We start from the raw sequence: 14,131 nt of genomic DNA, 5'->3' as shown, positions 1-14,131 counted from the left end.
TTAAGGCAACAGACGATCAGGCAGCAGACGCATCAGTTGGGTATCGAACCAGGCGATGAAGGCCGCGGACGGCACGGCGTCCACCGCCAGGTACCACCAGTCGGCAGCCGCGAAGTCACGGCACTTGACCGCATCTTTTTCGGTCATGACCAGCGGCAATGACGGGGTGAAGGCCAAGGCCTGCGCACTGTATTGGGCGTGATCGGCAAATGCATGGGGGACAGGCTGCCAGTGTAGCGTTTCAAGGGTATTGAAGAAACGCTGGGGGTTGCCGATACCGGCCACCGCGTGCACCGCCTGCCCCGGCGCGAAGTGCTCCACCGGACGGCGCTCGCCGCTCTGCAGATTGACCAGCGCCGAAGGCTTGAGATGAAAGGCAAAACCGTCGGCGCGATCATCGACGGCGCCGTTGTAAAGCAGTGCATCGACACTCTCCAGGCGCTCCACCGGCTCGCGCAGGGGGCCGGCCGGCAAACAGCGGCGATTGCCCAGGCCGCGGGCCGCGTCGATCAGCACCAGCTCCAGATCACGAGCCAGGCGGTAATGTTGCAGGCCATCGTCGGAAAGAATCAGGTCCAGCGGTTCGGCAGCCAGCAAGGCCTGCACCGCGCGACTGCGGTCCGGGTCGATCATCAGGGGCACGCCACAGCGCTGCACGATCAACAGCGGTTCGTCGCCGGCCACCCCGGCGCTGTCAGCGGCAGTCACCCGCCAGGGCAATTGCGGCGGCTTGGCGCCATAGCCGCGACTGACCACCCCGACCCGCAGGCCAAGGCGCTGGCAGTGCTCCACCAACCACAGGATCAACGGCGTCTTGCCGGTGCCACCGACGGTGATGTTGCCCACCACGATCAAGGGCACCGGCGGTTGATAGATAGCCCCCTCACCCGCCAGGAAACGCTGGCGCTTGCCCACCACCACGCGGCGGTACAGCCATTCCAGGGGCTGCAGCAGTTTCAGCGCAGGATGGCCGTTGTACCAGGCGGCGAGCAGACGATCAGAAAGTGCCATCAGGGTGCCGGCGCCGCCTCGACGGTGGTCATGCGCAAATGGCTGAAACCGAGCTTGCCGGCCGCGTCCATGGCAGTGATCACCGCTTGATGTTGTGTCTTGCCATCGGCACTGATGGACAGCGGCAGGTTGGTGTCTCCCGCCGACTCCTTCTGCAAGGCGTCCATCAGGGTCGCCAGGTCATTCTTGGGCAGCACCTGATTGTTGACCGAGAACACGCCATCGGCGCTGATGGCGATATCCAGCTGCTTGACCTGCTGGTCTTCGGCGGGCGAGCCGCTGACCGCTTCCGGCAGATCGACCCGCAGTTGGGTCTCCCGGGTAAAGGTGGTGGTGACGACGAAAAACAGCAGCAGGATGAACACCACGTCGATCAACGACGCGAGGTTGATGTCCACGGTTTCCCGGGGTTTGCGACGGAATTTCACGCTTTGCCCTCAGCCAGGTCGACATCGCGGTCGCCCTGGATCACTTCCACCAGCTTGATCGCTTCCTGCTCCATGCCCACCACCAGTTCATCGACCCGGCGCTGCAGGAAACGGTGGAAGAACACCGAAGGAATACCCACCATCAAACCTGCGGCAGTGGTGATCAGTGCCTTGGAAATACCACCGGCAAGCACTGCGGCATTGGTGGTCATGCCCGAGCCCATGAACGAACTGAAGATGTCGATCATGCCCAGCACCGTGCCCAGCAGGCCCAGCAGGGGCGCCATGGCGGCGATGGTGCCGAGGGCGTTGAGGTAGCGTTCCAGTTCGTGAATGACCCGGGCCGCGGCCTCCTCGATGCATTCCTTCATGATCTCGCGACCATGCTTGGAGTTGGCCAGGCCCGCCGCCAGGATCTCTCCCAAGGGCGAATCGGCACGCAGCTCCTTGAGTTTTTCCTTATTGAGTTGCTTGTCCTTGATCCAGCGCCAGACCTGACCCAACAGATGGGGCGGGGTGACTCGGCTGGCCCGCAGGGTCCACAAACGCTCGGCGATGATGCCCACAGCCGCGATGGAACTCAGAATGATCGGCAACATCATCCAGCCGCCGGATTTGACCAATTCCCACACAGTGACAGTCCCCTCGAAAAAGTGCGCCACTCTAACATAGGGGCTGGACGCACCGAAGACCGTGATGTCGCATGTTCAGGGGCTTTAATAACCCACGGTTATTTAAGGCATTGCTGGCGAGTCGCGCCAGAAACGCCGCTGTTGCCGCAGGCTTTCAGGCTGCCCGAAAGTTCCCAGTCGCAACTTCAGTGCGCCTTGCTCGGCACTGTCATGAATCTCCACGCCCAGATGCCGGTAGCGCGCCACCACCTGGGGGTGAGGATGGCCAAAGGCATTGCCCTGCCCCCGGGAAATCAGCACCGCCTTCGGCGCCAACCGCCGGAGCAAGGCCATGGACGATGAGGTACGGCTGCCATGATGGGGCGCCTGCAACCAGTGAGTGCGAACCGCCAGCGGACTGTCGAGCAAGGCCCGCTCGGCATGGACATCGATATCGCCGGTGAGCAGCAGGCGTTCGCCGCCGGCCTCGACCAGCAGCACACAGGAAGCCTGGTTGCCGTCTGCAGCCCCCGCCCACTGCCAAAGAGTGAAGAGTGCGCCATTCCAGCCCCAGCTCAGCCCGCTCTCACAGGGGGCCGATTGCAGGGCGGCGGGCAAGGCCTCGGGCTCGCCGCTGCGCACCTGGCTCACCGCTATCCCGCGCTGGACTGCCAGGGCGCCACCGGCATGATCGTTATCGGCGTGGCTGAGCAACATCAAGTCCAGCCGTCGAATGCCAAGCTTACGCAGCGTCGGCAGCACCACTCGCTCCCCCAGGTCGAAATCCGCGACTCGCGCACCGGCGTCATACAACATCGCGTGATCGCGGGTACGCAGAATGAACGACAACCCCTGCCCCACATCCAACTGCCAGACCTCCACCTCACCCTCGGGCACGGGGTCCTGGGGAGGCCAGGCTGCCAGCAGCAACAGCGGCCAACCCAGCACCCGCAGTGGCACGCCCTTGGGCAATAGCAACAACAGCGCCCCCAGGCAGCTGATGGCCCAAACCCAAAGGGGTATCAACGGCGCCACCCAGGCTGGCCACAACCCGGCCATCGCCCCCAGTAACCGGAACAGCCCATCCAGCAAGCCTCCCGCCAGCCATAACAGACCTTCGCCCACATAAGGCACAGGCAACAACAGACAGCCCAGCAACGCCGGGGGCAGGACCAGCAGGCTGATCCAGGGCACCGCCAGCAGATTGGCCAGCGGACCACTGAGACTGATGGGCAAGCCAAGGGCCAGCAATGGCGGCAACAGGCCAATACCCATCAGCCACTGGGCGCGGGTCCAGCTCTGCCACCAGCGCCAGGTGCCCAGGCGCCCGGCAAAGGTGAAGATGAGTACCGCCACCGCCGCAAAGGACAGCCAGAACCCAGGTTGCAAGCTGGCCAGGGGCTCGAACAACAGCACTGCATTCAACGCCAGCATCAAGGGCCACCAAGCCCGCAGATGACGAAAGCGCAAGCGCCAGAGCAGCACCAGCGCAACCATCACGCAGGCCCTCTGCACCGGCACATCGAACCCTGCCAGAAGGCCATAGCCCAGTGCCCCGACAAAGGCCATGGCACAGGCCCAGGGCAGCCAGGGCCAGCGCGCGGGCCAGAGCCCGTAACGGGCCAGCCCTGCCACTGCAAGGTAGATCACTCCGGCCAACAGGCTGATGTGCTGCCCGGATATCACCATCAGGTGCACCGTGCCGGTGTGCTGCAACAGTTGCCAATCCTCCCGCGTCAGCCCCGAGCCGTCACCCATCACCAACGCCGCCAGGCCTGCGGCGCGGCCGTGGGCCTCGACCTCGAGTACACGCTGGCGCAGACCGTCACGCCAGGCCTGACGAGCCGGCGCCAGCAGTTGTCCGTCCTTGACCGTGCCGGTGGCCCCAATGCGCCGGACCAGCAGCCAGGCTTCGTAATCGAAACCGTGGAGATTGAGCAGGCCCGCAGGGCGCCGCAGCTTGACCGCCAGGCGCCAGCGCTCGCCGCTATTGACGGACGGCCCACCGTGCCAGGCCAGACGAATTCGCCGCGGCAGGCGCTCTCGCCGGGACTGGGGATCCTTGAGCTCAAAACGCACTACACCCGCCCCCGGTTCCGGCAAGCCAACCACCCGCCCTTCCAGCCAGCGGGTTTGCCCATCCAGGGACTGAGGCAGGCGATCATCCAGCGCCCATTGCCCGGATGCACAGGCCCAGGCCAAACCGAACAAAAAAAATGCCACCGGATGTGTACGAAAAGGCAGCAACATCAGCCCCCCTATCGCCATCAGCAGCAACAACCAGCCCGGCGGCAGCACCGGCATGAAACCCAGCGCCAGCAGCCCCGCGGCCAACGCCAGCATCGCCATAGCCATCAGTCAGCCCATCCTTGGCAGTCCCTACTCTTGGCTTAGCCGAGGATCGCAGGCGCAGCTTTATCATTTGTCACAATGTCTGAATTTCCGCTGACTAGAATCCGGTCATAATCCTCGCCTGACCTGACCGAGAAGCCTTATGCCCCGGCACTTATTCAAACGTTACATGCCAGATCCGGTCAGCATCCGGGAACACAAGTCCTTACGCTTTCTTGGCACTCTGCTGCATGACGCCAACCTCTGGCACCTCAATCGGCACTCGGTAGCCCGAGCCATGGCGGTAGGCCTGTTCGCGGCCTTTATCCCGATCCCGATGCAGATGCTGCTGGCTGCAGTGCTGGCCATCTGGTTGCGGGGCAACATGCCCATCAGCGTCAGCCTGGTCTGGCTGACCAACCCCATCACCATGCCGCCGGTGTTCTTCTGTACCTATCAACTGGGCGCCTGGCTGATGAATGTGCCGCCGCGCACCCTGCCCGACGAACTGACCTGGGAATGGATCAGCAGCCAGCTCAGTACCCTGTGGCAACCCTTCCTTCTCGGCTCGGTGGTGGCTGGACTGGTGCTGGGAGCCCTGGCCTATTGCCTGACCATGCTCTACTGGCACTGGTGGGTCGGCCGCCAATGGCACAGGCGCAAGCAACAGCGGCGATGACAAACGAAAACGGCCTCCCAAGGGAGGCCGTTTTCAGTACACCATCACAGCGTTTACTGACGCATGCCGCGGCCGCTGACCAGCAATCGGGCACAACCGATGTAGAGCACCACGGTGGCGACCAGCATGAAGGTGATGGCCACGCTGATCTTGATGTCGGAAACCCCGAGAATGCCGAAGCGGAAGGCGTTGACCATGTGCAGCACGGGGTTGGCCAGGGACACGGTCTGCCAGAACGGCGGCAGCAGATTGATCGAGTAGAACACGCCGCCCAGGTAGGTCAGGGGCGTCAGCACGAAGGTCGGGATAATCGAGATATCGTCGAAGTTGCGCGCGAACACCGCGTTGATAAAGCCCAGCAGCGAGAAGATAGTCGCCGTCAGCACCACCACCAGCACGGTCACGCCCAGGTGATGCACCTGCAGCTTGGTGAAGAACAGCGACAACAGGGTCACGATGATCCCCACCATCAAGCCCCGCAGGACCCCACCCAGGGTGTAGCCGATGAGAATGGTGTGGGGCGATACCGGTGACACCATCAATTCCTCGATGGAGCGCTGGAACTTGCTGCCGAAGAAGCTCGACACCACGTTGCCGTAGGAGTTGGTGATCACCGACATCATGATCAGCCCGGGCACGATGTACTCCATGTAGGTGAAACCACCCATATCGCCGATCTGCCGACCGATCAGGTTACCGAAGATGACGAAGTACAGAACCATGGTAATGGCCGGCGGCAGCAGGGTCTGCGGCCAGATCCGGGTAAAGCGTCGGACCTCGCGATAGACAATGGTGTTGAGCGCCACCAGATTGGGTTTCAACTCCGAACTCATACCGCCACCTTCGACAGATTCTTCTCCACCAAGGACACGAACAACTCCTCAAGTCGGTTGGTTTTGTTACGCAGGCTCAAGACCTCGATGTTCTGCAGGGCCAGTTGGCCGAACAGCGCCGTGATACCCACAGCCTTGTCCACCTGGACTTCCAGGGTGTGGCTGTCCACCAGCCGGGTCGGGTAGCCCGCCAGTTGCGGCGCCACACTGAGATCGTGCTTGAGATCGAGCAGGAAGGTTTCCACATGCAACTGGCCCAGCAACTGACGCATGCTGGTGTTCTCGACGATGGTGCCATGATCGATGATGCCGATGTTGCGGCACAGCTGCTCAGCCTCTTCCAGGTAATGGGTGGTGAGGATGATGGTGATGCCTTTCTGATTGAGCTCGGTGAGGAAGCTCCACATCGAACGGCGCAGCTCGATATCGACCCCGGCAGTCGGTTCGTCGAGGATCAGCAGGCGCGGCTCATGCACCAGCGCACGAGCGATCATCAGGCGGCGCTTCATGCCGCCGGACAGGGAGCGTGAAGGCACATCGCGCTTGTCCCAGAGGCCGAGCTGGGTCAGGTACTGCTCGGCCCGCTCCTTGGCGATCTTCGCCGGAATGCCGTAATAGCCAGCCTGAGTGACGACGATGTCGAAGGTCTTCTCGAACTGGTTGAAGTTGAACTCCTGCGGCACCACGCCGATGCAGCGCTTGAGCGCCGCCGGCTCACGATCCAGGTCGTGACCGAAGACATTCACGGTGCCGCTGGTCTTGTTCACCAGGGTCGAAAGAATGCCGATGGTCGTGGATTTACCGGCCCCGTTAGGGCCAAGCAGGGCGAAAAAGTCACCTTCGGCGACATCCAGATCGATACCACTCAGGGCCTGGAAACCGTTGCCGTAGGTTTTGGTTAGCTGCCGGATGGACAGAGCGGAACTCATATCGGATTCATGCACCAAGAAGGGGGAATTTTATAAGTAAGGGCGGCCTGGCTGGATTGCAACGACGCCAGGCGCTCGCCATGTTGCGGGTCGAGGCCACGCAAGTACAGTCACGCGTATCGATAGTGGGTATTAAGTCAACGCGGTCATCACCGCCTGACGATAGGCCGGACGCTGCTTCAAGCGCTGGTACCAGGCCTCAAGATGGGGCATCGACGGCCGCTCGATAGGCATCTCGAACCAGGCATAGATAAAGCTGCCAAGCGGGATATCGCCCACACCGATTTCTTCTCCCGACAGATAGGGCTGCCCAGCCAGCGCCTGATCGACCCGGGTCAGCAGCTCGGCGCAAGTGGCCTTGGCGGCATTGATCTGTTGCCAGTCCTGCTGCGCTGCGGGGGTGCGCAACACACCCCAGAACAAATGCCGAAACGGCTCGGCGAAGGTCGAGGTGGTCCAGTCCATCCACTTCTCGGCGCTGGCCCGGGCCTGCACATCGGCCGGATACCAGTGGCTATTGGCGGCATGCCGGGCTGCCAGGTAACGCACGATGGTGTTGGACTCCCAGAGCACGAAGCCATCGTCTTCAATCAGAGGAATGCGCCCATTGGGGTTCAGTGCCCGATACTCCGGGGTGTCCACTACGCCAAAGGCACCGCCGGCATCCAGGGACTCATAAGCCAGCCCCAGCTCTTCAGCACACCACAACGCCTTCCTGACATTCGACGAGTTCTTGCGACCCCAGATCTTCAGCATGACCATCCCTCAGTAATGAATGCCGGGGCAGTCTACGCCTGATCAGCCGCGACTCAAATCGCCGAGCGCATCCCCCAGCAACACAGGGCTCTGCTCATTGAACAGATGGGGATAGCACTTTTCCAGGTGAGTAAAGAACAGGCTCTGCGGCACATCGGCGAAGCGCCCATGGTCCACCAGGTACTCCATGGACTGGTCGCCCTGGCGGTTGAAGGGGTGGAAAACACTGTCCTGCACACCGTCAAAATCCAGCGGCGCCACATCGAACAGCTCGCACAGGCTCTGATTGAACGCCGGCGTCGCCTTGACCCAGCGTCCGTGCAGGTACAGCTCGGTGTAACCATGCATGGCGAACACATCGCTGCGCAGCAACTCCAGCAGACGGGGCGTCGACAAGTGATTGCGCACGTCCGCCAGACCGATACGCGCAGGAATCCCGCAATGCCGGGCGCAGCCGGCCAGCAAAGTGGCCTTGGGCACGCAATAGCTTTCGCCGCAGGCCAAGGCATGGCTGCCCCGCAAGGTCTCTGGATCACGACTGAAGGAGTAGAAGTTGTAGCGCACGGCCTCACGCACCGCGTAGTAGAGACTCACCGCCTGTTGTCGCGGATCACCACTGGCACCGCGATTAGATTCGGCGAACTCCACCACGGCAGGGTGGTCACTATCGATGAAGCGGCTGGGACGCAGGTACTCGTGCATGGGCAAAACCTCCGAGCGAAGCCTGGAGTCTATCGAGGCGTCCGCCCCAGCGATAACGACGTTTCGGCCAAAGGTCAGGGTCGGCTCGACCCAATCGGGCCGGGCTTGCAAGGCCAGGCTCGACGACAAAGTCTACCGCTGTACCCGCACTGCCCCGATCACCCGCTTTGTCGGAGGCCGACTAAGCTCTGAAGGTGATTGGGCCCCTGGTTCCATGGAGGATTGAATATGCTGTTGTTGTGGATACTGGTTCTGCTGGTTGGGATTGCCTATTTGGCGCACCGCCGCATCGCCCCTCTGCCCGCCCTGGGCGCAGTGGCTGTTTTCCTGCTGGCCATGGGCGCCTTCAGCCGAGCACCCGGCTGGTTGTTGCTGATCTTCTGGATAGTGCTCGCGGCCGTTGCCGCGCCCTTGCTACTGCCGGACCTGCGACGCAAGTACTTCAGCGCACCGCTGTTCGCCTGGTTCCAGAACGTTCTGCCGCCGATGTCGCAAACCGAACGCGACGCCATCGATGCTGGCACCGTGTGGTGGGACGGCGAACTTTTCAGCGGCCGCCCGGATTGGAACACCTTGCTGGCCTATCCCAAGGCCCAGTTGACCGATGAAGAGCAAGCCTTTATCGACGGCCCCACCGAAGAACTCTGCGCCATGGTCAGTGACTGGCAGATTGGCCAGCACATGGACCTGCCGCCCGCGGCCTGGACCCATATCAAGGACCATGGCTTCTTTGCCCTGATCATTCCCAAGGAGTACGGCGGCAAGGGCTTTTCCGCCTACGCCCACTCTCAGGTGGCGATGAAGCTGGCGACCCGCAGCGGCGACCTGGCCTCCACGGTCATGGTCCCCAACTCTCTGGGCCCGGCGGAACTGCTGCTGCATTACGGCACCGACGAGCAACGCAACCACTACCTGCCACGCCTGGCTCGTGGCGACGACATCCCCTGCTTCGCCCTCACCGGCCCACTGGCGGGCTCCGACGCTGGAGCCATGCCGGATACCGGCATCATCTGCAAAGGCCAATGGCAAGGCGAGGAAACCCTCGGCCTGCGCCTGAACTGGGAAAAGCGCTACATCACCCTTGGCCCGGTGGCCACCCTGCTGGGGCTGGCTTTCAAGGCCCACGACCCGGATCACCTGCTGGGGGACGAGGAAGACCTGGGCATCAGCCTGGCGCTGATTCCCACCGACACCCCGGGGGTCGACATCGGCCGTCGTCACCTGCCCCTGGGCGCCGCCTTCATGAACGGCCCCAACTCCGGGAAGGACGTATTCATCCCCCTGGACTTCCTCATTGGCGGTCAGGAAATGCTCGGCAAGGGCTGGATGATGCTGATGAACTGCCTGTCGGTGGGCCGTTCCATCTCACTGCCAGCGGTGGGCACCGGCGCCGCCAAGTTCACCAGCCTGGTGACCGGCCAGTACGCCCAGGTACGGGAGCAGTTCAATGTGCCCCTCAACGCCTTCGAGGGGATTCAGGAAGCCCTGGCCCGCCTCGGCGGCAATGCCTGGCTGATGGACAGTGCGCGCATGCTGACCGCCAACGCCGTGGACCTGGGAGAGAAACCCTCGGTGCTGTCGGCGATCCTCAAGTACCACCTCACCGAACGCGGACGCGAGTGCATCAGCCACGCTATGGATGTGCACGGTGGCAAGGGCATCATCATGGGCCCCAATAACTACCTGGGCCGCAGTTGGCAGGGCGCGCCGATCTTCATCACCGTGGAAGGCGCCAACATCCTCTCGCGCAACCTGATGATCTTTGGCCAGGGGGCCATCCGCTGCCATCCCTTCGTGCTCAAGGAAATGGCCCTGGCCGGACGCGAGGACCATGAGCAGGCCCTGAAGGAATTCGATGCCCTGTTGCTCCAGCACATTGGTTTTGCCGTAAGCAACGCCGCCAGCACCCTGGTGCTGAACCTGGGCCTGGGCCACTTCGAACAGGCCCCGGGAGACAAGCTCAGCCAAGGCTACTTCCGCGCACTGAACCGCCAGGCTGCGGCCTTCGCCCTGCTGGCCGACTTCTCCATGATGCTCCTGGGGGGCGAACTCAAGCGCCGCGAGCGCCTGTCGGCGCGCCTGGGCGACGTACTCAGCCACCTGTACCTGGCCTCGGCGGCGCTCAAGCGCTACCACGATCTGGATTCCCCCGAGTACCTGCGGCCCCTGCTGGCCTGGGCCCTGGAAGAAAGCCTTGGCCACTCCGAACGTGCCCTGGACGAGTTGCTCAGCAACTTCCCCAGCCGAGTGTTCGGCTGCCTGCTACGGGTATTGGTGTTCCCCTTCGGCCGTCGCCATACCGGGCCGTCGGACCGCCTGGATGCCGAAGTGGCGGCGATCATTGGCCGCGCCCAGGGCGACCCGGCCCTGGAAGCGGTGCTCGCCGGCTGCTATCGCCCGCAATCCACGGACGATCCGGTAGGCGCCCTGCAACACGCCTGCAACCTGCTGAGTGCGGCTCATCCGCTGCAGAAAAAACTCCACGAAGCGCTGAAAAGCGGCCAGGTCAAACCGGCGGCGGGCGAATCGCCCATCGATGCGGCCCTGGAGGCCGGCGTGCTGCAAGCGGCCGAAGCCCAGGGCCTGCGGGACGCCGAAGCGGCGCGACGCAAAGTCATCGACGTGGATGATTTCGCCAAGGAAGAACTGACCTTGAGCGAGGGCAAGACCCGATAAACGGGGCCCTTGGGACAGGTCGATTATGAAACCGGGCGCGGGGGCTATATACTCCCGCGCCCGTTTTGCTCTTGAGGACCCTGTCATGTCCAACGTCGTCGCCGATCATCTCGTCCTCCTGGACCACCTGCGCAGCATCCTGGTGGCGGTGGGAGAAGCCGAACAGGTTCCCGAAGAAAGCCATGCGCTGTTCCTGGAGCGCTTCGATGAACTGCGCGCCTCGCTGCCGATCGACCCGATCGAAAGCCAGTACCTGGGCCAGGACCTGCTGTGCCAGATCATGCAGCGCTATCCGCAGATCGCTCACCTGGTGCCTCGCGACCTGCTGTGGTTCTTCGCCGGTGACTGCCTGCATTACATGCCCGATGAAGAAATCGACCTGTACCAGGCCCTGGAAGAACGTCGCTTCGAAGCCGAACAGAACGACGAGCCCTTCGACTGGAACCAGGAAAAACAGCTGCTGGCGCTCTCCGCTCAGGACAGCAAGCACTGATCGCCGCGCCTCGCGCAGCCAAGGCCCGCCCGGTTTTTCCGGCGGGCCTTTTTTGTGTCCGCCTTATCACGTCGTCCTCGTAGGAGCCGGCCTGCCGGCGAAGAGGCCCCTGGGTCTTGCATCGCCCTCAAAGGCATCTTCGCTGGCAAGCCAGCTCCTACAAGATGCGTTCACCTTTGCCTGGGCGGTTCAGGGTCGGCTCCCTGGCCAGGCACTCCACCAGATAATCAATGAAGACCCGCAGCTTGGGCGGCAGGTAACGGGTCGGCGAATGCAGGAGCCAGGCACCGCCGTGGTAGGACGCAAGAAAGGTCCACTCCGGCAACACCTGGACAATCAGCCCCTGTTCCAGAGCGTGACGCGCAGTGAAATACGGCAGGCTGCCAATGCCCAGGTGCTGGAGCACTGCATCCAGACGCACCCCTGTGTGGTTGGCGGCATAACGCCCGCGCACACCGACAGTCACCGCCTTGCCGCCCTGGGTGAATTTCCACCGCGCATCGCTGGGGGTTTCGCCAAGATAGATGCAACTGTGCTGGCGCAGGTCCTGGGGGTGCAACGGCGTGCCCTGTTCCGCCAGATACTGCGGGGTGGCACACAGCAGGTGATCGATGCGCAACAACTGACGGCCAATCAATCCTGGCGGCGGGCGGTCGGTGATGCGGATCGCCAGGTCGACATTGTCTTCAATCAGGTCGATGTCCCTGTCTTCATGCAGCAGTTCGACATCCACCTTCGGGTAGCGCCGAAGAAACTCCGGCATATGGGGATGCACCACGAACCGCCCCACCGCCTTGGGCACACTGACCCGCACCACGCCCTCGGCCTCGTGGGTGAACTGACCACTGATCTCCATGACCGAACGGGCTGCACTGACCATCTCGCTGCAGCGCTTGAAGACCTCTTCGCCGCCGTCGCTCAAACGCAACTTGCGGGTAGTGCGTTGCAGCAGGCGCGTGGCCAGGGCCTTCTCCAGCCGCGAGATGCTGCGGCTCACCGCCGACGGCGAGGAACCCAGCTGACGCGCCGCTTCGGAAAAGCTGCCGGTTTCAACGACCCTGACGAAGATGGCCATTTCTGCCAGTAAAGGCAGGGGGAGATTTATGCTCATGACGCAATAGTCCATTGAGTTTTGAACGGATTATCACGCAATTGCTCAAGCCTCATAATAAAAAAACACTTGGTTCCAGGGTTTGAGAAATGACGCTTCGCCTGTACTACGAACACGACCTGCTGACTGCCCCGGTAGAACTGCTGACCTGCGTGCCCCGGGACGACCTGTTCGCCGTGACCCTGCACGCCACGCCCTTTCATCCCCAGGGTGGCGGCCAACCCAGCGACACCGGCTGGATTGGCGAGGCTCGCGTACTGCGGGTCACCCAGGAAGGCGAACAGATCGTGCATTACCTGACCCAACCGCTGACGCCGGGAAGCCATGAGGCTCGCGTCGATGAAGAGCAGCGCCTGTTCAACAGCCGCATGCATTCTGCCGGACACTTGATTGGCCACTTCGTGCAAAGCCAGGGCTGGATACCCGTCAAGGCTCATCACTGGCCGGACGAGGGACGGGTGTCGTTCAAGCCCGGCGAACAGCCTGGGGAAATCGACTGCGCCAGGGTGCAGAACGCCCTCGCACAATGGATCAGCGAGGATTTCCCCCGGCACATATCCCTGGTCGCCGGATCGCGCCAGGTCAGCTTCGGCCAGTTGCCCGCCTACGGTTGCGGCGGCACTCATGTCCAGCGCCTGAAAGAGCTGGGACGGGTGATCATCGACTCGGTCGCAGAGAAAAAAGGCACCCTTTCGGTCAGCTACAGCCTCGGCTGAGAACACCTACGTTTTTTACCCACCTTTTTGCCTTGCGGAGTCCGCATGCTGTCCAATTATCTTGGGGAATTTCTTGCCCTGGCCGTCGTTCACTTTCTTGCCGTGGTCGCCCCAGGCCCGGACTTTGCCGTCACCATTCGCCAGAGCGTGCGCTTTGGCCGAATGACCGGTGTCTGTACCGCCCTGGGGATCGGTGCCGGCATTTCGGTGCATGTGCTCTACACCCTGCTCGGGGTCGGCGCACTGATGCACGCGACACCCTGGCTGCTGAGTGCCGCCAAGCTGCTGGGCGCTGCCTACATTCTGTACCTGGGCGTCAGTCTGTTGCGCAGCAAGGCCAAGACCAGCATCCCAGGCGACACGGCGCCGGATGAACCGCAGCAGACGTTGCTACGGGCCTTTATCACCGGCTTCCTGACCAACGCCACCAACCCCAAGGCGACCCTGTTTTTCCTGGCGATCTTCACCACCCTGGTCAGCGCCACCACGCCATTGAGCATTCAGGCGCTGTATGGCGCCTGGATGTGCCTGGTGAACGCCCTGTGGTTCGTCATCGTCGCGCTGTTCTTTTCCAGCGCCCGGGTCCGCCTGCTGTTCATGCGCCTGGGCCACTGGTTCGAGCGCTGCATGGGGCTGATCCTGCTGCTGTTCGCCGGACGCCTGCTGCTGTCGCTGTAAGCGACCCACGACAAAGGCCCGCACAGTCGTCTGACTGACGGGCCTTTTTTGTCCATGGCAGGACGAAGCGTTGAATCGCGGACAAACAAAAACGCCGCTCATTGAGCGGCGTTCTTGTGAAATTGGAGCGGGAAACGAGACTCGAACTCGCGACCCCGACCTTGGCAAGGTCGTGCT

Annotated in this window: 14 protein-coding genes; 5 read left to right on the top strand and 9 right to left on the bottom strand. The window is 62.6% G+C overall.

From position 1 onward, the window contains the following. The 4 genes from lpxK to BLX41_RS16265 form a co-directional block, all read right to left on the bottom strand. Positions 1-1,011 carry a tetraacyldisaccharide 4'-kinase gene (gene lpxK, locus BLX41_RS16280; protein WP_123725732.1) on the bottom strand — a complete coding sequence of 337 codons (1,011 nt, stop codon included), beginning with the start codon at positions 1,009-1,011 and terminating at the stop codon, positions 1-3. Further along, positions 1,011-1,439 carry an ExbD/TolR family protein gene (locus BLX41_RS16275; protein ID WP_102863926.1) on the bottom strand — a complete coding sequence of 143 codons (429 nt, stop codon included), beginning with the start codon at positions 1,437-1,439 and terminating at the stop codon, positions 1,011-1,013. Before BLX41_RS16275 ends, lpxK begins: the two co-directional genes overlap by 1 nt. Further along, positions 1,436-2,071 carry a MotA/TolQ/ExbB proton channel family protein gene (locus BLX41_RS16270; protein ID WP_025128684.1) on the bottom strand — a complete coding sequence of 212 codons (636 nt, stop codon included), beginning with the start codon at positions 2,069-2,071 and terminating at the stop codon, positions 1,436-1,438. The genes BLX41_RS16275 and BLX41_RS16270 overlap by 4 nt, the downstream gene beginning before the upstream one ends. A 102-nt stretch (positions 2,072-2,173) precedes the next feature. Then, the gene (locus BLX41_RS16265; protein ID WP_123725731.1) at positions 2,174-4,405 is read right to left on the bottom strand and encodes a DNA internalization-related competence protein ComEC/Rec2; all 2,232 of its coding nucleotides are present in this window, start codon (positions 4,403-4,405) and stop codon (positions 2,174-2,176) included. 139 nt (positions 4,406-4,544) lie between these two features. Between BLX41_RS16265 and BLX41_RS16260 the strand changes: the two genes are divergently transcribed. Continuing rightward, entirely contained in the window at positions 4,545-5,060 is a 516-nt protein-coding gene (locus BLX41_RS16260) for a DUF2062 domain-containing protein (protein ID WP_123725730.1), read from the top strand. Between the two features lie 53 nt (positions 5,061-5,113). On the opposite strand, the gene BLX41_RS16255 is transcribed toward BLX41_RS16260, so the two are convergent. The 4 genes from BLX41_RS16255 to BLX41_RS16240 all read right to left on the bottom strand — a co-directional run bounded on the left by BLX41_RS16255 (position 5,114) and on the right by BLX41_RS16240 (position 8,280). Further along, positions 5,114-5,893 carry an ABC transporter permease gene (locus BLX41_RS16255; protein WP_102863930.1) on the bottom strand — a complete coding sequence of 260 codons (780 nt, stop codon included), beginning with the start codon at positions 5,891-5,893 and terminating at the stop codon, positions 5,114-5,116. Further along, on the bottom strand, positions 5,890-6,822 hold the full coding sequence (locus BLX41_RS16250; protein WP_102863931.1) for an ABC transporter ATP-binding protein: 933 nt from the start codon (positions 6,820-6,822) through the stop codon (positions 5,890-5,892). The genes BLX41_RS16255 and BLX41_RS16250 overlap by 4 nt, the downstream gene beginning before the upstream one ends. 132 nt (positions 6,823-6,954) lie before the next feature. Continuing rightward, the gene (locus tag BLX41_RS16245) at positions 6,955-7,578 is read right to left on the bottom strand and encodes a glutathione S-transferase family protein (protein WP_123725729.1); all 624 of its coding nucleotides are present in this window, start codon (positions 7,576-7,578) and stop codon (positions 6,955-6,957) included. Between the two features lie 42 nt (positions 7,579-7,620). Further along, positions 7,621-8,280 (bottom strand): transglutaminase-like domain-containing protein, encoded by a 660-nt coding sequence (locus BLX41_RS16240; RefSeq protein WP_123725728.1) that lies wholly within the window; start codon positions 8,278-8,280, stop codon positions 7,621-7,623. Between the two features lie 228 nt (positions 8,281-8,508). On the opposite strand from BLX41_RS16240, the gene BLX41_RS16235 reads away from it, so the two are divergent. Both BLX41_RS16235 and BLX41_RS16230 read left to right on the top strand, forming a co-directional pair. Next, complete coding sequence (locus BLX41_RS16235) at positions 8,509-10,956, top strand: acyl-CoA dehydrogenase (RefSeq protein WP_123725727.1); 2,448 nt, start codon at positions 8,509-8,511, stop codon at positions 10,954-10,956. 85 nt (positions 10,957-11,041) lie between these two features. Beyond that, the gene (locus tag BLX41_RS16230; RefSeq protein ID WP_016968255.1) at positions 11,042-11,449 is read left to right on the top strand and encodes a PA2817 family protein; all 408 of its coding nucleotides are present in this window, start codon (positions 11,042-11,044) and stop codon (positions 11,447-11,449) included. A gap of 157 nt (positions 11,450-11,606) precedes the next feature. Here BLX41_RS16230 and BLX41_RS16225 read toward each other — a convergent pair whose 3' ends face one another. Then, positions 11,607-12,560 carry a LysR family transcriptional regulator gene (locus tag BLX41_RS16225; RefSeq protein WP_123725726.1) on the bottom strand — a complete coding sequence of 318 codons (954 nt, stop codon included), beginning with the start codon at positions 12,558-12,560 and terminating at the stop codon, positions 11,607-11,609. 89 nt (positions 12,561-12,649) lie between these two features. Here BLX41_RS16225 and BLX41_RS16220 point away from each other — a divergent pair, with 89 nt between their 5' ends. After that, positions 12,650-13,276, top strand: coding sequence for an alanyl-tRNA editing protein (locus BLX41_RS16220; RefSeq protein ID WP_123725725.1), 627 nt, complete (start codon positions 12,650-12,652; stop codon positions 13,274-13,276). Positions 13,277-13,321: 45 nt separating this feature from the next. Continuing rightward, the gene (locus BLX41_RS16215) at positions 13,322-13,954 is read left to right on the top strand and encodes a LysE family translocator (RefSeq protein WP_123725724.1); all 633 of its coding nucleotides are present in this window, start codon (positions 13,322-13,324) and stop codon (positions 13,952-13,954) included. Positions 13,955-14,131: the final 177 nt, after the last annotated feature.

Source organism: Pseudomonas protegens (genome assembly GCF_003732485.1).
Taxonomy (GTDB): domain Bacteria; phylum Pseudomonadota; class Gammaproteobacteria; order Pseudomonadales; family Pseudomonadaceae; genus Aquipseudomonas; species Aquipseudomonas protegens_B.
The sequence above is the reverse complement of the archived record's forward strand: the minus strand, read 5'-3'. Positions and strand labels throughout refer to the sequence as shown.

Excerpts from the sequence above, each read along its gene's own strand:
- lpxK (WP_123725732.1), bottom strand. The coding sequence starts at position 1,011 with ATGGCACTTTCTGATCGTCTGCTCGCCGCCTGGTACAACGGCCATCCT.
- BLX41_RS16265 (WP_123725731.1), bottom strand. The coding sequence starts at position 4,405 with ATGGCTATGGCGATGCTGGCGTTGGCCGCGGGGCTGCTGGCGCTGGGT.
- BLX41_RS16260 (WP_123725730.1), top strand. The coding sequence starts at position 4,545 with ATGCCCCGGCACTTATTCAAACGTTACATGCCAGATCCGGTCAGCATC.
- BLX41_RS16255 (WP_102863930.1), bottom strand. The coding sequence starts at position 5,893 with ATGAGTTCGGAGTTGAAACCCAATCTGGTGGCGCTCAACACCATTGTC.
- BLX41_RS16250 (WP_102863931.1), bottom strand. The coding sequence starts at position 6,822 with ATGAGTTCCGCTCTGTCCATCCGGCAGCTAACCAAAACCTACGGCAAC.
- BLX41_RS16245 (WP_123725729.1), bottom strand. The coding sequence starts at position 7,578 with ATGCTGAAGATCTGGGGTCGCAAGAACTCGTCGAATGTCAGGAAGGCG.
- BLX41_RS16240 (WP_123725728.1), bottom strand. The coding sequence starts at position 8,280 with ATGCACGAGTACCTGCGTCCCAGCCGCTTCATCGATAGTGACCACCCT.
- BLX41_RS16235 (WP_123725727.1), top strand. The coding sequence starts at position 8,509 with ATGCTGTTGTTGTGGATACTGGTTCTGCTGGTTGGGATTGCCTATTTG.
- BLX41_RS16230 (WP_016968255.1), top strand. The coding sequence starts at position 11,042 with ATGTCCAACGTCGTCGCCGATCATCTCGTCCTCCTGGACCACCTGCGC.
- BLX41_RS16225 (WP_123725726.1), bottom strand. The coding sequence starts at position 12,560 with ATGAGCATAAATCTCCCCCTGCCTTTACTGGCAGAAATGGCCATCTTC.
- BLX41_RS16220 (WP_123725725.1), top strand. The coding sequence starts at position 12,650 with ATGACGCTTCGCCTGTACTACGAACACGACCTGCTGACTGCCCCGGTA.
- BLX41_RS16215 (WP_123725724.1), top strand. The coding sequence starts at position 13,322 with ATGCTGTCCAATTATCTTGGGGAATTTCTTGCCCTGGCCGTCGTTCAC.